Annotated in this window: 17 protein-coding genes; 8 read left to right on the top strand and 9 right to left on the bottom strand. The window is 63.4% G+C overall.

Annotation, left to right across the window (positions count from 1 at the left end; all coding sequences use genetic code 11):
• Nucleotides 1-6 precede the first annotated feature (6 nt).
• The 4 genes from ACEN42_RS32295 to ACEN42_RS32280 are packed head-to-tail and all read left to right on the top strand — an operon-like array spanning nucleotide 7 to nucleotide 5,836.
• On the top strand, nucleotides 7-1,635 hold the full coding sequence (locus ACEN42_RS32295; RefSeq protein ID WP_238294651.1) for a TolC family protein: 1,629 nt from the start codon (nucleotides 7-9) through the stop codon (nucleotides 1,633-1,635).
• Nucleotides 1,616-2,383, top strand: a complete 768-nt coding sequence (locus tag ACEN42_RS32290; protein ID WP_371882762.1) for an efflux RND transporter periplasmic adaptor subunit — start codon at nucleotides 1,616-1,618, stop codon at nucleotides 2,381-2,383. The genes ACEN42_RS32295 and ACEN42_RS32290 overlap by 20 nt, the downstream gene beginning before the upstream one ends.
• A gap of 10 nt (nucleotides 2,384-2,393) precedes the next feature.
• The gene (locus tag ACEN42_RS32285) at nucleotides 2,394-3,743 is read left to right on the top strand and encodes an efflux RND transporter periplasmic adaptor subunit (RefSeq protein ID WP_371882761.1); all 1,350 of its coding nucleotides are present in this window, start codon (nucleotides 2,394-2,396) and stop codon (nucleotides 3,741-3,743) included.
• Complete coding sequence (locus ACEN42_RS32280; RefSeq protein WP_371882760.1) at nucleotides 3,743-5,836, top strand: HlyD family efflux transporter periplasmic adaptor subunit; 2,094 nt, start codon at nucleotides 3,743-3,745, stop codon at nucleotides 5,834-5,836. Before ACEN42_RS32285 ends, ACEN42_RS32280 begins: the two co-directional genes overlap by 1 nt.
• Nucleotides 5,837-6,393: 557 nt before the next feature.
• Here the strand turns inward: ACEN42_RS32280 and ACEN42_RS32275 are convergent.
• From ACEN42_RS32275 to ACEN42_RS32265, 3 genes are all read right to left on the bottom strand, one after another.
• A complete protein-coding gene (locus ACEN42_RS32275; RefSeq protein WP_371882759.1) occupies nucleotides 6,394-8,694 on the bottom strand; it encodes a filamentous hemagglutinin N-terminal domain-containing protein in 2,301 nt (766 codons plus the stop codon).
• A gap of 186 nt (nucleotides 8,695-8,880) precedes the next feature.
• Complete coding sequence (locus ACEN42_RS32270; protein WP_371882758.1) at nucleotides 8,881-9,228, bottom strand: hypothetical protein; 348 nt, start codon at nucleotides 9,226-9,228, stop codon at nucleotides 8,881-8,883.
• A 92-nt stretch (nucleotides 9,229-9,320) separates the two neighbouring features.
• Nucleotides 9,321-10,985, bottom strand: coding sequence for an ABC-F family ATP-binding cassette domain-containing protein (locus ACEN42_RS32265; protein WP_371882757.1), 1,665 nt, complete (start codon nucleotides 10,983-10,985; stop codon nucleotides 9,321-9,323).
• 355 nt (nucleotides 10,986-11,340) lie between these two features.
• On the opposite strand from ACEN42_RS32265, the gene ACEN42_RS32260 reads away from it, so the two are divergent.
• From ACEN42_RS32260 to ACEN42_RS32250, 3 genes are all read left to right on the top strand, one after another.
• Nucleotides 11,341-11,832 (top strand): low affinity iron permease family protein, encoded by a 492-nt coding sequence (locus ACEN42_RS32260; protein WP_371882756.1) that lies wholly within the window; start codon nucleotides 11,341-11,343, stop codon nucleotides 11,830-11,832.
• 80 nt (nucleotides 11,833-11,912) lie between these two features.
• Nucleotides 11,913-12,197, top strand: a complete 285-nt coding sequence (locus ACEN42_RS32255; protein WP_371882755.1) for a hypothetical protein — start codon at nucleotides 11,913-11,915, stop codon at nucleotides 12,195-12,197.
• A gap of 53 nt (nucleotides 12,198-12,250) precedes the next feature.
• Entirely contained in the window at nucleotides 12,251-14,695 is a 2,445-nt protein-coding gene (locus tag ACEN42_RS32250; protein ID WP_371882754.1) for a filamentous hemagglutinin N-terminal domain-containing protein, read from the top strand.
• 142 nt (nucleotides 14,696-14,837) lie between these two features.
• Here ACEN42_RS32250 and ACEN42_RS32245 read toward each other — a convergent pair whose 3' ends face one another.
• Both ACEN42_RS32245 and ACEN42_RS32240 read right to left on the bottom strand, forming a co-directional pair.
• Nucleotides 14,838-17,501, bottom strand: coding sequence for a DEAD/DEAH box helicase (locus ACEN42_RS32245; RefSeq protein ID WP_371882753.1), 2,664 nt, complete (start codon nucleotides 17,499-17,501; stop codon nucleotides 14,838-14,840).
• Nucleotides 17,498-18,292: a hypothetical protein gene (locus ACEN42_RS32240; protein WP_371882752.1), complete on the bottom strand. Its 795-nt coding sequence runs from the start codon at nucleotides 18,290-18,292 to the stop codon at nucleotides 17,498-17,500. Before ACEN42_RS32240 ends, ACEN42_RS32245 begins: the two co-directional genes overlap by 4 nt.
• A 227-nt stretch (nucleotides 18,293-18,519) precedes the next feature.
• On the opposite strand from ACEN42_RS32240, the gene ACEN42_RS32235 reads away from it, so the two are divergent.
• Entirely contained in the window at nucleotides 18,520-20,184 is a 1,665-nt protein-coding gene (locus tag ACEN42_RS32235) for an alpha-amylase family protein (protein ID WP_371882751.1), read from the top strand.
• 6 nt (nucleotides 20,185-20,190) lie between these two features.
• Here ACEN42_RS32235 and ACEN42_RS32230 read toward each other — a convergent pair whose 3' ends face one another.
• The 4 genes from ACEN42_RS32230 to ACEN42_RS32215 form a co-directional block, all read right to left on the bottom strand.
• Entirely contained in the window at nucleotides 20,191-20,658 is a 468-nt protein-coding gene (locus tag ACEN42_RS32230) for an RDD family protein (protein ID WP_371883209.1), read from the bottom strand.
• Between the two features lie 68 nt (nucleotides 20,659-20,726).
• Nucleotides 20,727-20,939, bottom strand: a complete 213-nt coding sequence (gene tatA / locus ACEN42_RS32225) for a Sec-independent protein translocase subunit TatA (protein ID WP_187603725.1) — start codon at nucleotides 20,937-20,939, stop codon at nucleotides 20,727-20,729.
• 194 nt (nucleotides 20,940-21,133) lie between these two features.
• Nucleotides 21,134-21,862, bottom strand: coding sequence for an NAD-dependent deacetylase (locus tag ACEN42_RS32220; protein WP_371882750.1), 729 nt, complete (start codon nucleotides 21,860-21,862; stop codon nucleotides 21,134-21,136).
• Between the two features lie 106 nt (nucleotides 21,863-21,968).
• Nucleotides 21,969-22,331, bottom strand: coding sequence for a nuclear transport factor 2 family protein (locus ACEN42_RS32215; protein WP_371882749.1), 363 nt, complete (start codon nucleotides 22,329-22,331; stop codon nucleotides 21,969-21,971).
• Between the last annotated feature and the right edge of the window lie 336 nt (nucleotides 22,332-22,667).

Here is a 22,667-nt window from a genome sequence, read left to right as displayed (position 1 = left end):
CGCGCCATGCCACGACATCAGCCGCATCTGTCCGGAGCCGCGACCGCCTTCGCGCTGTGCGTCCTCGCGGGCTGCTCGTCCCTTCAGCCGCAACCCGCGACGACCGATCAGATTCGCGACCGCGTCGTCACCGACCAGCTCGCCATGTACGACGCGCAGGAGCCGGTCAAAGGCCCCATCACGTTCTATCAGGCCTCCGCGCGGGCGCTGAAATACAACCTCGACTACCGGCTCAAGCTGATGGAAAGCGCGCTCGCCGCGAATCTGCGCGATGTCTCGACCAATGCATTGTTGCCGCAACTGGTGGCCTCGGCGGGCTATTCGTATCGCAGCAACGACTCGGGCGGCACCTCGATCGGCATCGAGGATCGGCAGGTGAGCTTGCGGCCGTCTACCTCGGAGCAGCGCTATCACGAACTCGTGTCGCTCGGCATGACGTGGAATTTGATCGACTTCGGCATGGCGTACTACCGCACGCAGCAACGGTCGGATCAGATGCTGATGGCCGAGGAGCGCCGCCGCAAGGTCGCGCAGAACGTGCTTCAGGACGTGCGCAACGCCTACTGGCGCGCGCTGTCCGCGCAGCGCCTGAAGCCCGAGGTCGATCAGTTGATCGCGCGTACCCAGGCCGCGCTGCGCAATGCGCACGAGGCGCAAGACAAGGGGCTGATGCCACGGCAGGACGTGCTGGCCTATCAGCGCGCGCTCCTCGACGCCATCTCGCTCCTGACCGTGCGCCGGCAGGATCTGGAATTCGCGCAGGCCGAACTGGTCGCGCTGATGTCGCTGCCGCCCGGCACGCCGCTCGTGCTCGCCGACACCAACGACGGCGCGCTGCCATTGCCGCCCCTGTCCACGCCGCAGCCGACGCTCGAACTGATCGCGTTGCAGAACCGCCCGGAGATCATGGAGGAGTGGTATCGCAAGCGGGTCAACGAGAACGACATCAAGATCGCGAAGGCGCAGTTGTGGCCGAACATCGGCATCGACATGAACGTGAACTATGACTCCAACACCTATCTCTACAACAACTACTGGGCGGCGGTGGGCGTGCGCGTGTCGCTGAACCTGTTCCGCCTGCTGCAACTGCCCGCGCTGAACGAGCAGGCGGCCTCGCAGGAGCAGACCGACAACCTGCGGCGCATGGCGCTTTCGATGGCGATTCTCACGCAGGTGCGCATCGGCTCGCTGCGTTATCAGCTCGCGTTGCAGGAACTGAACTTCGCCGACGACAGCCTGCGCGTCGATCACGACCTGCTCGACTACGCCAACGCCGCCCGCACGGCGTCGATCGGGTCCGAGCTGGAAGTGATCCGCGCCGAAGGGCGTTATCTGCTGTCGCGCTATCTGCGCGAGGCGGCGTATTCCGACTGCCAGTCGGCGTGGGGACGGCTCTACAACTCGCTCGGCTACGACGTCATGCCCGACGCCATCGCGAAAGACGACGTCGATACGCTCGCGCTGGAAATCAAGCGCACGATGACGCGGCAGGAAGAGTATCTGCCGAGGCTTCCCGCACCCGATTCGGCCGCGCCGCTCGCGCCGTTCGGACAGATGTCGCCGCCCGCGCCTGAAATCGCGCAACCGCTTGTCGCCCAGCCCGCCGGAGCGAGCGATGCCCTATCCGTGCGCTGATCGCATCCGGCGCGCGGCCGCGCTTTTGCTGTTCGTCCTGCCGCTCGCGCAGGCCGCGAAGCCTGCGGGCGACGGTCTCGACGATCCCAACGCGATCCGCGTGCTGCTCGCGCCCAGTCTCGAAACCACGCTGTCGAGCGAGATGAACGGCACCGTCACCGATCTGCATGCGTCGCTCGGCAAGCCTATCGCGAAGAACGCCGTGATCGCGCAGATGAACTGCGCCGAAGTACAAGCCCGCGCGAGCGTCGCGAAGGCGGAACTGAACATGGCGAACCAGAATCTCGCCGCCAAGCGCAGCCTGCGCGAACTGAAGGCGGCAGGCGACATCGAGGTTGCGATGGCTTCCACCGATGTCGAGAAGGCCAAGGGCGCGCTCTCGCTCGCGAAAGCGCAGCTCGGCTATTGCCAGGTGATCGCACCGTTCAGCGGACGCATTGCGAAGGTGTATGTCAAGCCGTATCAGACCGTCAGCGCGGGCACGCCGATCGTAGACCTGGTCAGCGACGGCGCCCTCAAGGTGCGGCTGAACGTGCCATCCGCGCTGCTCGTCAGGCTGCGTTCGGGCAGCCGGCTCGACATAACGATTCACGAAACCGGCAAGACCTATCCGGCGCACGTGAGCGCGGTCAACGCGCGCGTCGATGCGGTCGCGCAGACGGTCGAACTCGAAGCGCAACTCGACGGCGCACCCCAGGATCTCGTCGCGGGCATGAGCGGCGTCGCGCGGATTCCGGCGAATCCCTGAACGAGCCGCGATGAACGAACCCTTCCCGCCCGCGCCGCTGCTGCTCTATCTGGACGCGCTGCGCGAGCGCGCGATGGCAGCCGAATCCATCGATGCGCTCGCGTTCACGATGGCCAACGATCTGCACGCGGTGCAGCCGTTCCGACAGGCGCTCGTGTTCGCCGATCGCGGCAGGCATTGCGAGCTCGTGTGCGCGTCCGGTCTCGCCTCGCCCGCCGAGGACTCGCCCTATCTCGTCTGGCTCGGGCGCGCGAGCGCGTGGATCGCGGCGCAGCTCGCCGGCGACGAGCCGCAATGGTTCGCGCGCGACGCCGTCGATCCGCCGCCCGACATCGCCGATGGCTGGGCCGAATGGTGGCCGAAGGGCGTCTGGTGCGTGCCCGTGCATGCGCCGAATGGCAAGCGGCTCGCGCTGCTCTTCGTGCTGCTGGACGATCCTCCAGCCGTTGCCTTCGCCGCCGTGCTGCGCGGCACGGTCAAGACCTGGGGTTACTGCTGGTGGTCGCTTACGCGCCGCAGCCTGCGCTTCGGCTGGCGGCCGTCGCGCCGGCAGGTGCTCGTCGCGTGCGCGGCCGCCGCGCTGCTGCTGTTCGTTCCCGTGCGGCAGACCGTGCTCGCGCCTGCGGAAATCGTCTCGGGCAGCGCGCGCATCATCAGCTCGCCGATCGATGGCGTCATCGCTTCGCTCGCCGTGCGGCCCAATCAGCGGGTGGACGCGGGCGCGCTGCTCTTCTCGCTCGACGAGACGTCGCTGAAGAGCCGTGTCGACGTGCTGCAAAGACAGGTCGCCGTCGCGGATGCGGAACTGACCGCCGCGAGCCAGCGCGCCTTCGACAACGCGCAGAGCAAGAACGAGCTGACTGTGCTGAACGGCGTCGCGGAACAGCGCCGCGCGGAACTCGCGGCGGTGACGGCGCAGTTGCAACGCACGCGCGTCTTCGCGCCGGAAAACGGCGTGGCCGTGTTCAGTGATCCGAACGACTGGATCGGCAAGCCCGTCATCACCGGCGAGCGCATCCTGCAACTCGCCGATCCGGGCAAGCCCGCGATCCTCATCCATCTGGCCGTCGCGGACGCCATCGCGCTTGATCCCGGCGACGAGGTCACGCTCTATCTGACGGCGTGGCCGCTCGCGCCGCTGCACGGCCGCATCGTCGAGACGAGCTACGAAGCGAAGGCGACCGAGGATGACATCGTCGCGTACCGGCTGCTCGCGAGCGTCGATGACGATGCGAACGAGCGCGAGCATGCGCGGCTCGGCCTGCACGGCACCGCGAAACTGTACGGCCGGCCGGTGAGCCTCGCGTACTACCTGCTGCGCCGCCCGCTCGCCGCGCTGCGCGCCTGGACGGGACTGTGATGACGATCGATCCCGACGCGCCCTCGCCCGCCTTGCGCGAAGACCTGCGCCTCTCGGAAGCATCGCCTGGAAGGAATGGCGAACCCGCGTGGGTGATCCAGGACGTCGTCGTCAACCGCTTCTATCGCATCGGCTGGCTGGAGTTCGAATGTCTGCTGCGCTGGGACAGGCCGCCCGCGCAGATCTGCAGCGAGATCGAGCGGGATACCGCGCTGCGGCCCATGATCGAACAGGTGATCGCGTTCCGCGCGTTTCTCGAACGGCACGGACTGCTGAAGCCGACTCCCGACACGCTCGCGCGCCTGCGCAACGCTCAGCGCGCGCAATGGTTCACGTGGCGCTGGTGGCTGCATCACTATCTGTTCTTCCGCATTCCGCTGGTGCGCCCGCAGCGTTTTCTCGCATGGCTCGCGAAGCGCCTCGACTGGCTCTTCACGCCGGTTACGCCGATCATCGTCGTGATCGCGAGCATTGTAGGGATCGTGCTCGTGCTTCAGCAGTGGGATGTGTTCACGAAGGCCGTGGTCGAGTCCTTCTCCGTCGAAGGCATGCTGAGTTTTGCGCTTGCGCTCATCGTTGCCAAGACGCTGCACGAGATGGCGCATGCGATCGTCGCCACGCGCCTCGGGTTGAAGGTCGCGCACATGGGCGTGGCGTTCGTCGTGCTGTGGCCGATGCTCTACACCGACACCGGCGAAAGCTGGAAGCTCAAACGTGCGCGCCAGCGGCTCGCGATCGCGTCGGCGGGCATTCTGTGCGAGCTGTCGCTCGCCGGCCTCTCGACGCTGTGCTGGGCGTTGAGCGATCCGGGGCCGCTGCGCAACGCGTTCCTCTATCTCGCGACGACGAGCTGGGTGCTCTCGCTTGCGCTCAACGCGAGTCCGTTCATGCGCTTCGACGGGTACTTCATCCTGTCGGATCTGCTCGACTTTCCGAACCTGCATTTCCGCGCGTCCGCACTTGCGCGGGTGAGTCTGCGACGCGCGCTTCTCGGTCTGGATGATCCGTGGCCCGAGCCGTTCGGCGTCATGCAGCGGCGCCTGCTCGTCGCGTTCGAGTTCGTGACCTGGCTCTATCGGCTCGTGCTGTTTCTCGGCATCGCGGTCACGGTGTATCTGTTCTTCTTCAAGCTGCTCGGCATCGTGCTGTTCGTCGTGGAAGTAAGCTGGTTCATCGTGCTGCCGGTATGGCGCGAGCTCGGCTACTGGTGGGCGAATCGGCGGCGAGTGGCGCATGGACGCCGGCTCGTGTTCGGCCTGTTCGTCGCGCTCGCGCTGGTGTTGCTCGCGCTGCCCTGGCGCACGCAGATCCACGCGGACGGAGTCGCGCGCGCGGAGCGCGTGCTGCGCGTATTCGTGCCGTTTCCCGCGCGCATCCAGACGATTCTGCCTTCCGGTCCGGTGAGTTCCGACGCGACGCTGATGGAAATGGACGAACCCGATATCGCCGCGCGAATGCGCCGCAGCGAGGCCGGCATTCGCGGCTACGAAGGGCGGCTCGCGGGTCTCATCGCCGATGCGAACGGACTCGATCAGCAGACCTCAGTGCGCGAGCGCCTGCGCGTGCAATACGAGGAAAACGCCGCGGCGCACTCGGAGATCGCGCGTCTGAGCCTGCGTGCGCCGTTCGCGGGCCTTTGGACCGACGTCGATCCGCAATGGCGCGCCGGGCAATGGATCAATCCGAAGGTGCCGGTGGGCGTGCTGATCGATCCGCGTAGCTGGCAGGTCGACGCGTTCGTCAAACAGGACGAGGTTCAGCGCATCGCCATCGGCGACCGGGCGCGCTTCTATCCCGTCGGACAGGTCGCGCCGATCGCGGGGCGCGTGCTTGCCATCGACACCACGCGCGTGCGTCAGCTCGATCACCCGATGCTCGCGTCGCGCTACAAAGGGCCGCTTGCGGTTTCGTCGGAGCGTGGCACGCTGGTTCCCAACCCGGCGCTGTTCCATGTGCTCGTTGGGCTGGATGCGCCGCCCGTCAACCTGTGGGAAACGCGCGGGCAGTTGCAGATCGATGGCGCGCGTCGAAGTCTGCTGATTGAGGGCGGCACGCATGTGCTCGGCGCGCTGATCCGGCAGAGCGGGTTTTGAGGCGTTCGCGCTTGAGGAAGGCGTTGTGACGGGGAGCCTGCAAGTGGTCGGTCGAACGGATGTCTCTATCGTGCGCAAGGTCGACTCTTCGACGGGTGGCGACATCGCGCCTGTCCTGGACCGAAGCAAGTTTCCAATCCGGATCCTGACCGCGGCCGTCTTCAACAACGATCGAGAGCGCGCGATGGGAGCGGCAAGGCAATTCCGATTGGGCACCGACGGACATCATGGTCCTCGCACCGATTTTTCGATTGGCTTCGAACCCCGAGTAGCCGGATAGCATAGATATGCCTATCCGATGGAGCAAGAAATGCGCTTCCCAGACGTCCAATTCTCTCTGTGAGCAGCCATTTGAATGGCTCGTTTCTGGTACAGGCGAGTGACGGCAACTGGCCGCGCGCCGAAGATCGCAGGTCAATCGCCATGCACCGCTGCGCCCGCGCGCCGAGCTTCCGTACCCGACCCTCTTCTCCCGCTCGGCACTTCTCCCGCTCAAGGTCGCACCCTGAATAAGCGCGGTCGCTCAATCAGGCCATGTTACGGGCCGCAAAGAGTTCTCAATGCGCCGTCAGTTGCCATCGCAACACGGGATACGTCGCGCCCGCCGGCATCGCCCAGACGCCCGAAGGCCCGAAGTTCCACGATACGAAGCTCGCCGGATTGCTCATCTGCGCAGTGGTCAATCCGTTTGTCGCGGGCGGTGCCGTACCGCCCTCGCTGACATGCACCGCGTTCAGCTGATTCGTCGTTTCCTTGTTCCAGTACACGTCGTTGCGGATCGTCCCCGAGTTCAGCGTGGCGATCGCGCCGTTGATATCGGGCGTCGGTCGCTCACTCGACCGCCCCACGGCAAACGACTCTTCGATGATGCCCGTGCTGGCGTTGTATTCGACAAGTGCACCGTCTCCCATCAAGGAGCCGACAGGACCCGTGCCATAGGATTGTTGAATCACCCCCGTGTTCCTTGCGACCAGTCCGCCGCCGCTCGCGTGCGAGCCGCCAACGTTGATCGAGCCGGTCGCGAAAGACTGCACGATCCAGCCGTCGTTCTGGTTGACGAGGCCGCCATACGAACCATTGCCGCCAACGGATGCGCCGCTCCACGACCGTTCTATCGTGCCCTTGTTCCACCCGACGAGACCGCCACCCCCGACGCCGCCGAACGCCGCGCCCGACCCCACTCCACCGGTCGACCATGCATAGGCGACGACGCCATCGTTTCGCCCGGCGAGCGCGCCGAAACTGCCACCGATCCCGCCCTCCACCTCGGCGTTCGCCACCCCGATGTTCCGTACGACGCCGCTCTGTCCAACGACACCGAACAGCCCGGCATACGGAACGTACGCTTGAGCGGGGACCTGGATATTCAGGTTACTGACGACATGGCCGAAGCCATCGAATTGCCCGGCGAAGGGCGCCGTGTCGGTCGGTGCGATCGGAGTGAAGGAGGTGCTCTGCGTCGTCTTCAGGTCGATATCCTTGCCGAGGGCGTAATTGCCCTTCAGATCCCGCGACACGTTCATCAGATCCGTGGCGTTGTTCACGAGCGTGTATGCGGTGATCTGCGTGACGTAGCCGCTGAAGGGCAAGCCCGGCCAGCATCGATTGGCGAGCAGCGTTCCGGCCGAATAGCTGCCATTCAAGTCGTAGAGCAGACTTACGATGCCGCTGCTCCTCGACCAGTCGATCGTGCCTTGATTGCCGATGCCGCCGCCATTGTCGATGCCCGCTGCATCGGCGCGAACGGTGAGGTTGCCGCCGCCGGTGTTGCGAATGGCCGAGCCAGCGGCGATCGACACGCTATGCGCGGAATTCAGCGCAAGCGATGCGCCGCCTTGCCACTCGACGTTGCCGCTCACCGTGATATCGCTGTTCGCGCCTGTGACCGTAACGTCCACCGATGTGCCCTTGCCCAGGCTGCGCGAGATTGCATTGGCGGCGTTCGCATCGATCGTGAAGATCGGTGCGCTCAATGTCCAATGGCCCGCGAGCACCGTCGCGCTGCCGATGTCGAGCGTCGTTGCGCGAGTGTCGACGGAGCCGCCGCTGCCGTCCGTATCCTTCGCGATGATCGTGCCGTCCGCATGAACTTCGCCCTTGTCCGCAACTAGCCAGACGTGGCCATCGCGGGTTGCAGTGCCGGTCGCGCGGATCGCAGCGCTGTTGCCCGCGAGGGCATACACGTTGCCATCGGCGGCTTGCAAGCTGGCTTGCGCCGCCCCGATCGTGCCCGCGTTTATCACCGTACCGCCGCTTCCCGCCTGCACGAATACCTGTTGGCCAGCGGACGCGTCCTGCAGCAGCACCTGATTGCCTGCCACCAGTTCAACCGTTCCCTTCGGCGCATCGATGCTTCCGGCGTTGATCACCGACTTGCGCGACACGAGGAACACGTCGCCGCCGCTCGAACCGATCTTGCCGAGATTGATCACCACTCCGTTGCCTCCGCCCGAAAACGCGAGCGGGCCGCCCTGCATGAAGGCGTTCGGATCGATATTCAGGGTCGATGCAACGAAGCGCCCGCCCGTCGCGATCACGCCACCGGGGGCCACTAGCACGCCGTGCGGATTGATGAGATAGACACTGCCGCTCGCGTGCATCTGCCCCAGGATCGTGGAAGGATCGCCGCCCGTCACCCGATTGAGCGTCGCGCCGCTACCGTTGTCGAAAGTCACCGTGCGAGACGACCCGATCGAAAAGCTGCGCCAGTCGATCACGCCCCGCGACGACGTCTGATTGATCGTGACGGACTGGCTGCCGGTCGTTATAGCGCCGCTGCCCGCGACGAACTGGCCGCCGCCAGGGAGCGGCGGTGCCCCGGATACCGCGATCGCGTATGCGGATGCCAGGCCAAGCACGAACGGTCGCATCGGAAGGCAACATTGATTTGGGGTGCAAATCCATGAACACCGCGCCAAGCGTTGCATGTTTCCCTCCTTTGCCCTGAGCCGCTTGCTACTCAGTCGGGCATTCAGTCGCCGTTCAAAAGTAGTTTGTCCAAGCATAAGCGGATAGTAGACCGGAAGGCGGCAACGTGTACGTAATCACGCCCGAGCTCGCTCATTCTGCGCGAACGCTGCCGGCGTTCGTTCAGCAATCGCGCAACAAAGATGCAAGGAGTTCGGCGAATTTGAGGTCGCGACCATCTCTTGTGCGGCCGCTACGATCGAACTATCCAGGCGCACGACGTCAACGTGAGTCTCCTGCTCGAGTTTCACTATCGCGAACCAGGCAAGGCATTGATATTCGCGACAGTGGTCGCTCACCGTCCGAGCTTGCGCGACGGTATCGGTCAACCTGGCGCACCCGATATCCAGTTCACCATCAGCGCGAACGAGAAGCGCCTCTTCCCGCATGAGCTCAAGCACCCGCAGGTTACGGCGTCTGGCCATCGCGCCGGTGTCGGGTGCACTCGATGTCGTTCGCCAGCTGCGTCAACCGTGACAGGCTGTAAAGGCCCTCGACCACGTCAAACAAAGCGCCTCTACGCTCCGGCAGCCTGCTCGCGCATGCGACGAGCTTCATCGCGCAGGAACTGCTGATAATCGTCGAGATCGCCGTCGAAGGGCTCCACCCCACCCTTGGTGACGAGCCAGAATTCATCACATACCGCTCGCAGCAGGGACCGGTCGTGGCTGACCAGCATCACAGTGCCTTCGAATTCGTTGAGTGCCATGCCTAGCGCTTCGCGGGTAGCCAGGTCCAGGTGGTTGGTAGGCTCGTCGAGCAGCAGCAAGTTGGGACGCTGCCACACGATCATGCACAACACGAGTCGGGCCTTTTCGCCGCCGCTCATCGTGCCGACTGCCTGATGGACCATGTCGCCGCTGAAACTGAAGGTGCCGAGAAAGGTGCGAAGGAATTGTTCGGTACCACTCTGGCCGGGCGCGCGCATGTGCGCCGGCGTGTCCTTGGCGAGCCGAATCATGTGTTCCATCGGCGTGTCGAGAGGACGCAGCACGTCGAGTTCCTGCTGTGCGAAGTAGCCGATGTTCAACCCTTTGCCTTCGCTGATTTCGCCGGCAATCGGCGCCAGCGCGTGCGCCACCGTCTTCACTAGCGTGGACTTGCCCTGGCCATTGGCACCGAGGATGCCGATGCGTTGACCGGCCAGCACAGATCGGTTGATGCCCCGAACGATGACGGTGGGCGGCGTGCCCGGCGGTGCGTCGGCCGGCGCTGGATAGCCGAAGCTCGCATCCAGCATCGACAACAGCGGGTTCGGGACGTTGAGCGGCTCCTTGAACTCGAAGTTGAACTCCGCGTCGGCAAGCACTGGCGCGATCTTTTCCATGCGTTCGAGCGCCTTGACGCGGCTTTGCGCCTGCTTCGCCTTCGAAGCCTTGGCCTTGAAACGGTCGATGAATTTTTGCAGGTGGGCGATCTTGTCCGCTTGCCTGGCCATCGCGGCCTGCTGCAACAGGAGTTGTTCAGCGCGCATGTCTTCGAACTTGCTGTAGTTGCCGCCGTAACGCACGAGCTTGGCGTTGTCGACGTGCACCGTCACCTGCGTCACCGCGTCGAGGAATTCGCGATCGTGGCTGATCACTACCAGGGTTCCCTGATAGCGTTTGAGCCATGCTTCAAGCCAGACCAGCGCGTCGAGGTCAAGGTGATTGGTCGGCTCGTCGAGCAGCAGCAAGTCGGACGGGCACATCAGCGCGCGCGCCAACTGCAATCGCATGCGCCAGCCGCCGGAGAAACTATTGACCGGCTCGCCAAGCTGCGCAACAGTGAAGCCAAGGCCCAGGATCAGCGCCTGGGCGCGCGAGGGGGCATCGTGTGCACCGGCGTCGTGCAGGGCCATGTAGGCGTGCGCCATGCGCATGCCATCCTCGCTGGCCTCAGCGGCGGCAACTTCGGCCTGCGCGGCAAGCAGTCCGATGTCACCCTCGATTACGAAGTCGGTCGCACTCAGCTCTGTTTCCGGCATATCCTGCGCGACTTGGCCCATCTTCCACGCAGCGGGAATCGAAAACTCGCCGCCGTCTTCGTGCAGCGTGCCGTTGAGAAGGCCGAAGAAGGACGATTTTCCCGCGCCATTGCGACCAACAAGGCCAATCTTTTCGCCGGGTGTGAAGGTGACGGACGCGCGGTCGAGCACGACATTGACGCCGCGGCGCAGCGTGACATTTCGGATGGAAATCATGAGGAGCGGCTTCGAAGAGGATAGGCATGATAGCCGACCGGACGTACAGACCGGACACTTTTCGGGCCGCACGAGTGAAGAAACACTTTCGCTTTGCGGCGTCCACCGCTCACAAAGCAAGACGAACGCTGACGCACGGGCGTTCCAGGGCGAATCTTGGTCGATCGTGAAATTACAAGGCTGGACCCGAACAACAGCGATCGATGATTGAAAACCGAACGTTCCTAGACGACCCACAAGAGACGGTCGTCCCACTTTGAAACGGTCATTTAGTGCCTGCAAGTCACATCGGTAGAAAGAAGCGAATCCACCGTCTATGCCATCATCCGGTACATTGGCCCGACTACCGGAGATTATGATGAGCAGCAAGTGGTTTTCGAAATTCGCGAGCTACCTTTCCACGATGACCGGTAGGCCCGCCACGTTTGTGATGGCCGTTGCCCTTGTGCTCGTGTGGGCGATCACCGGCCCGTTCTTTCACTACAGCGACACATGGCAACTCGTGATCAACACGTCGACCACGATCGTCACGTTCCTGATGGTCTTCCTAATCCAGAACACGCAGAACCGTGACACGGCCGCGATGCAGATCAAGCTCGACGAGCTGATCCGCGCAATGGAAGGTGCGCATAACGCGCTGCTCGATCTTGAAGAACTCGAGGAAAAGGATCTGAGCCGTTTCCGAAAACACTATGAGAAATTGGCGGAAGAAGCGCGGACCGCGCTGCGCGCGGGCGACAGCGACACCGGTTCGCCGTTCGTCGACGACCACGATGGCAATGATGACGAGCGGCGAGGCGATGAGAATCGCGATGCCAAACCGGGGGCCGCGCCGCTACGCGGCTAGCAAACGCGCTGTCCGACTGCGGTGCGCATTTGCTTGCGCGCGTCAACACCTTGGCTGGCGCTTTTCTAGACGGCGAGCGAATGAGCGAAAGTGGCCGGCTGCCGAAGATCGCAGTTTCGAGCGCCCCGCCCGGTCCTCTCGCGCGAAGGAATCCGTTCTTCAACATGGCTAACGGCATGAGCGTCGCCGACAATGCCGAACTTCACAGCATGAAAGCCCCCTTGCGACCACGCCTGCGTACACCGCCCCGGACCGCCTTGCGCACTGAACAAACGTACAAGTCCCCGCTGGCCGGCTTCCGGGTTGATACTATCTGCACGCCTGCTAGCACGTCGATGTTCACGCCCTTGAAAATTCAGCGGTGAGCTTCACCAGCAGCCGGACGACGATCGCATGTCTGATTCCGTCTGGAGGGCATATGCAGCTCGATTCAAGTTTTGTATTGTCGGTGCGTCCCGCCCGAAACTCCCACCTTTCTCATCATCCCAGGATCCGCGCGCGCCGTTTGCGGGTTCGCCCACTGACGGTGGCGCTGCTCTTCGCCACGGCTTGTTCGGAGCCATCCAACATCGAGGCGCACGCGGCTCCGCCCTTGCCGAAGGGTGGACAGTTCGTCGCGGGCAGCGGCTCGATCAGCGGCGGCGGGCAGTCACTGACGATCAACCAGTCCACCTCACGCGGCGTGATCGACTGGTCCAGTTTCTCGATCGGCAATGGCCGCGCCGTCATGTTCAATAACGGCAGCGGCGCGACGCTCAACCGCGTCACGGGCGGCGATCCGTCGGTGATTCTCGGCGCGCTCAACGCGAGCGGCAGCGTCTATCTGATCAACCCGCAGGGCGTGCTCGTTGGGCCGACGGGCGTGATCGCGACGGGCGGGCGCTTCGTCGCCTCGGCGCTCGACGTCGATAACAATGCGTTCATGCAGGGCGGCGCACTCACGCTTTCGGGCGGCGGGAACGGCGTCGTCGTGAATCTGGGTCGCATCGGGTCGAGCGGCGGCGATGTCTTCCTTGTCTCGCGCACGCTCGCGGCGAACCTCGGCAGCATCGATGCGGCGCAGGGCACTGCCGAACTCGCGGCAGGCAGCCAGGTGCTGTTGCAGGATGCATCGGGCAGCCAGCAGGTGTTCGTGCAGACGGGCAGCGGCGGCACGGCGCTGAACGCGGGCGCGATCCGCGCCGCGCAGATCAACCTGCAAGCGGCCGATGGCAACGTCTATGCGCTCGCGGGTCACAGCGCCGCGATCCGCGCGACCGGCACGGCCACGCGCGATGGTCACGTATGGCTCGTCGCGGATTCGGGCGGCGTGCACGCGAACGGCAACGTGTCCGCGAGCAACGCAAACCGCAGCGGCGGCACGGTGGAGACGCGCGGCACCACGCTGGACGTCGGCGGCGCGACGGTGTTGGCCGGAACGTGGAAACTCGGCGCGCCCACCTTCACCCTTGACGGAAGCAATGCGGGCGCGGTCTCGCGCAGCCTGAATGCTGGCACTTCCGTGGATGTCGAGGCGTCGGTGGGCGATCTGGCCGTCAACGGCAACGTGCAATGGCACGGCGCGGCGGCGCTAACGCTCGGCGCGGCTCACAACGTGACGATCGCTGCGAACACGACGATCGCCAATGCCGGAAGCGGCAACCTCACGCTGCGCGCGGACAGCGGCGGCGTCGACAACGGCGGAAGCATCAAGAATGGCGGGACTTTCGACTGGTCGAAGAGCACGGGCATCGTCAGCGCGCTCTACGATATGACCGGGAACTACTCGCCGGGCACCGTGCTCGCCAACACTAGCTGGACCGCGGCGCCGTATAGCGGACTCGTCACGCAGATTACCGCCTACAGGCTCGTCAACAACGTCAACGACTTGCAGAACGTCGCGCTGGATGTCGCGGGCAACTACGCGCTCGGCAAGGACATCGACGCGAGCGGCACGACAGTCTTCAATCCGATCGGGTCACTGCCAGGCCCGGTCGCCGCACTGTCTGACGCGCCGTTCACGGGCCAGTTCGACGGCATGGGCCATACGATCGACAACCTGAGGATCAACGGCTTGGCCTACGGACCGATCGACATTGGCCGGGGCGGACCCACCGCGGCGCTGGGTCTCTTTGGGGTCGTGGGGAAGAATGGCGTGGTGCGCAACGTCAACCTCACCAACGCAGCCATCGGCGTCGGATCGAATGTCGGGTCGTTCGGGCTGCTCGTGGGCGTCAATTACGGGCTCGTCACCTACTCGTCCAGTTCCGGCAACGTCACCGACTTCATCATTATCGGAGGTGGTCCCGACGGCGGTCTCGTCGGCAGCAACTACGGCACCGTCGAGCGATCGTCCAGCAGTGCAGCGGTGCGCACGCAAGGGGATGCGGGCGGGCTCGTGGGCGACAATTATGGGACCATCGCGCAGTCGTTCGTCACGGGTTCGGTCGGCCGCGGCTCGCACGGCGGCACCGGCGGCATCGTCGGGACCAATGCGGGGCTCCTCACGCAGTCGTATTCGACGGGTTATGCGCAGGACGCGGGGCTCGCCGATGACAACACGGCAACCGGCATCATCGACCAGTCGTTCGCGGCCAACCTGGTCAGCGGCCCCGGCGAGCCAGGCTCGTTTCACGGCGGCGTCGCGTTTTATAACTACGGCGCGATCCATAACAACGTCTACTGGGACAGGACGGTGACGACGCAAACGAGCGCCTTCACCATCGGCAACGGCACCGCGCCGCCCGACAGCAACGGCCTTACCACGACGCAGATGAGCAACGCGTCGAACTTCCTCGACTGGAACATTCCGGCGGGAGGCGTCTGGGCGATGCCCGCTGGCGCGACGCATCCGGTGCTGCAGTGGCAGCAGGGACATTATTAATACGAGGACCTTCGATGACCTTGGCCATGACCCAGATCAACACGCCATGTTTATCAAGGTGCGACAAGCGAGACTTTGCCGCCGATGCTGACTCAGCAGCAAGCAGTGCGAAAACGTGCGCTGCGCGCAGGCTAGGCGTGCATCACAAGCTCGTCCAGAACATGGCGATTTCTTCGATATGCAAGGAATCGAATAGCAGTTCCTGGCTCGCGAACAGTGACGGCATGGCTGCCGACGCCTGCGAGCCCCAACCGCGCGCCGCTTCGGCCCAGCCATTCGGCCCAACCGCCGGCTCCGGCTTCAATGCGCACGCGTTCAGCATGCGCAACACTTCCCAGTCCTTGCACAGCCTGAAATTTCCCGGCGCGCCCGCGACGCCGAAAACGAGCCGCCCCGACAGCCCCGCCCTGCCCGTGACCTTGCTCGATACGGCGATCACGCGCAATGGCGTCTCCAGCGCTTCGGCCATGCAGATCACGCCGTGCAGACGAGAGGCGGCCTGCAGCACCTTTTCCATCAGCGGGTGACCCACGCCCATCAGATCTCCGGTATTGGCAGGCGCCTTGCGATCGAACAACAGGTTGTCGTAGTGACGGCGGATGGCGTGACTCGTCACCCACTCCTCGGGCGTCTTGAAGGACAGCGAGAGGTCTTCCACTTTCGGACGCCGCCGGTTATGCACCAGCGAACCTTGTACGAACGGAAGCAGGTCGGGAAGATCGACCGGAGGAACCTCTTTCAGCGCCGACAGATCGAATCCCGCCGCACGGCCCACGAGGTCGCGCACCGTCTGAATGGCCGACACGCCGCCGAGCGTTCCCGTCACTTCGTCGAACCAGGTATCGAGCCGTTCGCGCGGCAGGTCCGACGCGCCGGCAAAGAGTTGTTCGAAAAGACGCTCGCCGCTCATGCCGAGAACCAGCTGAAGCAGATCCTCCGGCTCGTCCATGGCGGAGCCGACGGCGCGCATGATGCTCGCGAGCTTGCTCTCGAGTTTCTCCCAGTTCATGGATTCGACCGTGTCGGGATTGCGCAGCGACACCACCGACACCGTGCGCGTCTGCCCGTAGCGGTTCAGCCGCCCGACGCGCTGATGCAGGCGCATCGGGTTCCATGGCAAGTCGACGTGAATCAGCGCGCTGCAACGGTGTTGCAGATCGATGCCCTCGCCGCCGGCTTCCGTGGACACGAGAAAGCGGATGCGGCCTGCGTTGAAGGCATCGCACGTGTCGTCCCGGCGGCTCGGCAGCGACGTCCTGCGACCGTCCGGCAGCAGCACGCTGTCGAGGCGGTCATCGCCATTGAGGAAGCCGACGCTGCCTTGCCCGAACCCGGCCATCAACGCCGATACGATCAGCGACTGGGTCTGCTTGTACTCCGTGAACAGCAGCACGGGCTCGCCAGCAAAGCGCTCCCTGATGACTTCGATCACCTTGCGCACACGCGTTTCTTCCGTCACCTGCTGGCCGGCTTCGATCAGGTCGTCGAGATAACGGCCCTCGTCTTCCATCAACTGAAGACGGGCGCGGCGGTCGTCGCGCATCCAGACGTCGAGCGCCTTACGGGTATCGTCGTCGTCCGTCTCGGACTCCAGATCGAGTTCGCTGCGCGAGCGGATCGCTTCCTGTCTGAGCCTTTTGCGCCGCGTATCCAGCGCCGCCAGCACCGCGGCAATGGAACTGGATGCCAGCTTTTGCAGCGCGATGAGCACGAGCATCACCTGCCCACCTTCGGTCCGGTTCAGCGACGAGGCATAGGCGCGCCCTTCCATGATGAACCTGGACATCAGCTTGTAGAACACTTCTTCCGCGGGCGTGTAGCGGAACGTCTCCGGATGCTGCTCCACCGGCTTGAAAAGTCGCTCGCCGTGCATGTCCGTGGCTTTCTGCTTTGCATTGCGGATCAGATAGCGCGGCAGCGCGGCGAGCATCGCGGCTTCGTCGCGTTTCGGGCCGAACACATCGCGGTCGACCAGACTCATCAGCGACCAGAAGCCATAGCTCTTGCCGCGGTGCGGCGTGCCGCTGAACAGCACGCACGAATCGACCTTTCCGGCCAGTTGAAGTTTGTCGAGGAGATCGAAGCCCAGCGTTCGTTTGGCGCTGTCATCGACATTCAGATGATGCGCCTCGTCCACGATCACCATGTCCCAGGCGGGCGCATCGAGCAAACGCTCGTGACGGCCCTTGTTGTCGGCACGCAAGGTCGGCAGCGATGCAACCACGATCTGATGGATGCCCCAGAAGTCGGCGCGCTGCGTGTCGACCTCGGGGTGATAGATGGCCGCGCGGATGTCGAACATGCTCTTCAGGCGCTGCTGCCATTGTTCGACGAGCTTCGCCGGCGCCAGGATGAGCACCCGCTGTACCTTGCGGCTGGCGAGCAGCGGCCACAGCACGAGGCCGGCCTCGATGGTCTTACCCATGCCCACGTCATCGGCGATAAGAAGGCGGATCGGCCACTCGCGCAGGGCACGATGACACACCCAGAGCTGGTGGGGCAGCAAGGAGATGCGCGAGCGCGTGAACACGCCCCATGCATCGTTGACGGAGGCGATCGCGGCGGCCTGAGCCTTGAGCCCCACTTCGAGCGATGAGGCCAGCGTCACTTCAGGCACGGCATCGGAAACCGATGCGAGTTCGGTCAGTTCCGCGCTCAGCACTTGTTCGATGCCATGCGCGAACCGCACGATCGAGGTCGCACCATCGACCAGAAGCACGCTTCCCTGGCCGAAGCCCCGATGCATCACCGTCATGCCCGCGGCCATGCGCGCGCGCTCGCCATTCGTGTCGGCGGGTTGGTTCATAGTATTTCCTTTTCGGCTTCGAATGCGCCGTAATCGTCGCGATCCTCGTTGTTCCATTGGATCACTTCGCGCTGGCGGTCCGGATTGTTCGCGAGTAGGAGCAGCGGTATGTCGAAGTCGCCGGCAAAGCTTGCCCGTTGCACGTCGCCAAGTTCTTCCAGCAGCAACGCGTGAATGTCCTCGCTCGTTTCCACGGCCTCGTAACCCATGCCGGACACCAGCTCGCGCACGCCCCGCACTGGCATGAACGCCATCTGATGCGTGGCTTCCGAATTCAGCACGCCGGTGCGCAGCAGTTCGCGGATCACCAGGTTGTGGCCGAGGTGCAAGGTCCGGTGAAGCGTCGGCGCTTCCAGGTCCGAACCGCTGAGCGAGGAGTCGGATGCGGGCGTCAGCAGATGCCGCAGCGTCTGCGTATCGCGAAGTTGCGCACTCTGGAAAAGCTCGACGTAGTTATCGAACCAGCGCGCCATGCGATAGAGGCGCGGAAACCCGTCCATCCATTGTTCGAACTCGGCCGAGACCTGGCTCGACTCGGCGTAGTCGCGCAGGATGTTCATCCAGTCTTCGACCGCTTCCTGCGGGTCCAGCTGGCTGATCGTGTACCACCAACCCTTGCGTTCGAGGAAGTCGAGGAAGCCGCGATGCTGTGCGTCGTTCGCGCGGCCCACGCGCCTGAACACGGCCAGGCTGAAAAGCGTCATCCAGGCTTCGCGATCGACGGGCTCAGCGGCCAGGCGCTGCTTGTCGATGCGCTGCGGCCACAAGCGACGCTCATAGTCCGGCAGCAAGGTGTCGCGGTTCGCCTCCCACCGCGACCGGGACGTGTTCCCGCGGCTTCTAGACTTTGCCGGCTTCCTCGGGTTCAGTTCAATTTAAGCGCTTCTACAAAAGCGGCAAAGACACAAATCTGCGAACCCTGCCGGAACACTTCTTGCTCAATACACGGGCAACAACCCGTTCGATTCCCCCGTCCAATCCACGGAAGCCTCCGTAAGCCGGACTTCATTCAAGGCCTATGGTCAACGATCTCTGGTACAAAAACGCGATCATCTACTGCCTGTCCGTTGGCACGTTCATGGACGCGAACGGCGATGGCGTCGGTGACTTCCGAGGCCTGCTGCGTCGGCTCGACTATCTTCAGGGGCTCGGCATCACCACCATCTGGCTGATGCCCTTCCAGCCGTCGCCCGGCCGCGACAATGGCTACGACATCACCGACTACTACAACGTCGATCCGCGCTACGGCTCGCTCGGCGACTTCACGGAGTTCACGCACGCGTGTCATCAGCGCGGCCTGCGCGTGATGATCGATCTCGTAGTGAATCACACGTCGGATCAGCATCCGTGGTTCCGGGAAGCGCGGCGCGATCCCGAATCGAAATATCGTGACTGGTATGTCTGGTCGAAGAAGCGCCCGGCCAACGCGGAGGATGGGGTGGTCTTCCCCGGCGTGCAAAAATCGACATGGACCTACGACAAGGAAGCGGCCATGTGGTACTTCCATCGCTTCTACGAGTTCCAGCCCGACCTGAACACGGCCAGCCCTCTCGTGCAGGCCGAGTTGCTCAAGATCATGGGCTTCTGGATCCAGCTCGGCGTCTCGGGCTTTCGCATGGACGCCGTGCCGTTCGTCATCGCCACCAAGGGCGCGCAGGTGAAAAGACCGGTCGAACAATACGACATGCTGCGCACGTTTCGCGAGTTCCTGCAATGGCGCAAGGGCGACGCGATCATTCTCGCGGAGGCGAACGTACTGCCCGACACCGACATGAAGTACTTCGGCGACGCCGGCGAACGATTGCAGATGATGTTCAACTTCCAGGTCAATCAGAACACGTTCTATGCGCTCGCGAGCGCGGACGTCGCGCCTCTGAAGAACGCGCTGGAGGCGACGAAGTCACGCGCCGCAACGGCTCAATGGGGCGTATTCCTGAGAAATCACGACGAACTCGACCTCGGCCGGCTCTCGCCCAGGCAGCGTGAAACCGTGTTCGCGGCGTTCGGCTCCGATCCCGCCATGCAGCTCTACGATCGCGGCATCCGCCGCCGCCTTGCGCCGATGCTCGATGGCGATCGTCGTCGGCTGGAACTTGCGTACAGCCTGATGCTGACGCTGCCGGGAACGCCCGTCGTGCGTTACGGCGATGAAATCGGCATGGGCGACGACCTGCGCCTGCCCGAGCGCGAAAGCGTGCGCACGCCGATGCAATGGTCCACCGAGCCGCATGCCGGCTTCACGAAGCATGATCGCCCCGTCTGTCCGGTGATCTCTGGCGGACCGTACGGCTTCGAACGCGTGAATGTCGCGAACCAGCGCCGCGACCCGAACTCGCTGTTGAACTGGATCGAGCGAATGATCCGCATGCGCAAGGAGGTGCCTGAGATAAGCTGGGGCGATTTCGCGATTCTGAAGGCATCGCGCGATGACGTGCTCGCAATGCTTTACCACTGGCGCAACAACTCGGTGGTCTGCGTGCATAACTTCAGTGCCGCTGCGTGCACGGTGAAGTTCCGCGTCGGCTCAAAAGCCGGCGAAAACGACGTACTCGTGAACCTGCTCTCCGACGACCACAGCCAGGGCAACGCGAAGGGGCAGCACACGGTCGTGCTCGAGCCTTACGGCTATCGATGGTTCCGGGTAGGCGGTCTCGACTACCTCCTGAAGCGCAGCGAAGTGTGACGTACATCAGGACGATTTCTGCAGTCCACCGACGACGACAGTGTTTGCGATTCGGTCATGGAGGGCTTGCTTGCGCGGATTGAATAATACCCAGAGAAAGCCCGCTCCACACATCGTGAACGTGAGGATGTAGCCCACCGTGCGCAAGACTGCTTGCCTGCGGGTCATCGGCTCGTGACTATCGGCGTCCACAATCCGCAATCGCACCACGCGCTTTCCCGGTGACGTCCCCCACACGACCCATAAAACACCGGTTATGAGTAGTGGGATGCATTGGGCCACGATCAGCCACAGGATGAAACTCGCCGCGAGCGCATCAGGCGACAGCAGGATTTCTTCGGAGGACGGTCCTAACGGGATAAACAGAAGGATAACCGTCCACCAGATCGAATCGATGAACAAAGCGCGGGCGCGCTCGGAATACGTGGCGAGGCGCATCTCGGGAACCAGACCAATCAACTGAGGTTCGTGCACTGACAAGCCGGGATCCATCGCGTTCCGGCGTGAAATCGTCTCACCGGTAGTGCGGCCGCCTTGCGTCGTTACCGTGCAGTGACATCCCTGGCTTGAACATCAACGGTCGCCGGAATCGAGTTCGCCGTGGAGGCCGACGTTGAGGCATCGCCCACGCCGTCCTTGAAAGACTTGACGGCACCGCCCAGGTCGGAACCGACACTACGCAACTTCTTCGTGCCGAAAACAAGCGCAACGATCGCCAAAACGATAAGCCAATGCCCGATGCTGAGACTTCCCATATCACCCATCCATAAAGAGAAACGCTTAAATTCGAGCGGAATGCGCAATATTTACTTCACGCCCCGCTCCACTCGTCTCGTATTCTGTCATAAAAATCAATGGCTTATGTGACCCCGTTTCGCATCGAGACGCGGCAGGCGACAGGCTCCGGTGGCAACCCGTTTGCCTTGCGAGTGCAGAGAGAGTCGGCAGGCTATCCCATGAGACCCGCAATTTGTTCCTCGAGATGCTGTAGCCCGGTTGTCGCAGGCTGCGCCTCTACAACGCCGAACATGTCGCTTCGGTTCGGCGACGGGTCTACGAGGAAGTTTCTCGGATGCTCGTTTTGTCGGTCCCGAGGAAGCATTGCCTCGGGCGGAACGACCTCGAAAGCGCTCCCGATGGCGAGAAACAGATCGCGCGCGCACATCTCTGCCCGGAGCCGATGGAGATTGAGATAGGCAGGGGCCGCCTCGCCGAAGAATACGACTCCCGGTTTGACGCCTTCGTGGTTTCCGCAAATCGGGCAGGCAGCCGCAGGGTCGAAATACAGCCCTTCTTTCGGAAACGCGAGATCGCACGCGGTGCACAACAACGAGTTCAAATCGCCGTGGAGGTGGATGACGGAGGTGGCGCCGGCTTTCTCGAGCAGGTCATCGACGTTCTGAGTCAGCAACTGTACGCGCTCGGCTCCCCACTGGTTCTGCCACTTGGCGAGCAGCTTGTGCGCGGCATTCGGCTCGGCACCATGCTTCTCGCGAATGCGGTCGTTGTAGAACCGGAAGACGGCCTGACGGTTCTTGCGCCATGTGTGGATATTGCAGACCTCGTCGACGCTGTTGCGAGTCCAGATACCGTCGCCTGTACGGAACGTCGATAGACCACTTTCAGCGGACAATCCCGCGCCGGAAAACACGTAGAGCCTGGGCGTCCTGTTATCCATATCTCGATGCTTGCGCCTTGCGCGATTCCATCAGTTTCTTTGTGCGTCCGCCCTTAAGGCGTCGCTCCGAATCCAATCGACTGCAGAATTCGCGTCGTCATCTGATTCAGCCGTGCGCAGCCGTATCGAAAAATTCGAGCCATCGGCTCACCCGACCGTCCTCGACTGTGAAGATGTGCACCCATTCCGTCTCGAACGGTCTGCCCGTCGCCTTGACGACAGCGGCGACGAAGCCGATGACGACGATACGGTTGCCAGCATCAATGAATTCGCGGGGCTCGAATCGGGTGATCTCTTCCGCATCGAGCAGGTCCTCGAAAAAGCGTTGAACCTCCTCGCGCGTTCGACAGCAGGTCGCGTAAGGCAGGCTCGACGGTCCGACGACTCGCCAGTCAACGACGTCCGGAATCAAAGCCAACACGCCAGCCACATCGCCACAGGCAAAGGCGGAATACGCTTTCTTGACCACGTCTATCGCATTGGGCATGTCAACCTCCGAGTGGCTGTCTCATGTTTGAAGTGAGGCAACCCGGACTTGACGTCGACGCTCTGCCCCTCGAAATCATAGAAGCTGCCAATGCGCGATTCACGCTGCACTGCGACGCATGATAAGCCACGAACCCCCCCGGATCACGCACCGCGCCGTCCCAAAGCGGTCATACGCACGGACGCGAATCTTCAGCGCGTGCAACATTCGTAGCCTGCGCTCCCGCGTTGCCGCCTTAAGAAAAATGCGCGCAAACATGACACGCGCAAGGGCCGGAGCATGAGAGGCAAGTCTCCGCATGAGAGAGACGCACACGTA

The sequence above is a fragment of the Caballeronia sp. S22 genome (assembly GCF_964261745.1).
Classification (GTDB): Bacteria; Pseudomonadota; Gammaproteobacteria; order Burkholderiales; family Burkholderiaceae; genus Caballeronia; species Caballeronia jiangsuensis.
This window is presented reverse-complemented; position numbering and strand designations above follow the sequence as displayed.